Consider the following 410-nt stretch of genomic DNA (forward strand, 5'->3'; position numbering starts at 1 on the left):
GTCGCCCACGTGCACGCGGACCTCCTCGCGCGGCGCTGGGGCCGTGAAGAAGTAGCGCCAGCCGCGCCGGTCGGCGGACTCGCGCTCGTGCAGCGCGGGGTCGAACGCGGGGCTCGCGAGGAGCACGCGCGCCAGCACGCGCACGCGCCGCGGGGTGCCGTACCCCGCGAACGGCTCGACGCGGGGGCGCCACCCGCGCGCCTTCTGGAAGCGGGAGACGACGGCGCGCCACCGGTCCTCGATCCGGGCCGCCCGGTGGGGTCGCTGGGTCACGGCGTGCTCGGTCGGGGTCGAGGTCATGGGGGCGCGGCGGTCTCCGGTCGACGTCGGGGGCTGGTTCCCACTGTGTCACACCTCGGTGACGTCGCACCGTCCCGACGCGGGCTCGTCCCGTGCGCCGGGCACCGATG

1 protein-coding gene is annotated in these 410 nt (G+C 77.3%); it reads right to left on the minus strand.

Annotation, left to right across the window (positions count from 1 at the left end):
* Positions 1-300 (minus strand): hypothetical protein (locus tag G3I78_RS49560; RefSeq protein WP_275424947.1); only part of this gene is annotated, 300 nt, incomplete at its 3' end.
* Between the last annotated feature and the right edge of the window lie 110 nt (positions 301-410).

The sequence above is a fragment of the Streptomyces sp. SID13726 genome (assembly GCF_010548375.1).
Lineage (GTDB): Bacteria > Actinomycetota > Actinomycetes > Streptomycetales > Streptomycetaceae > Streptomyces.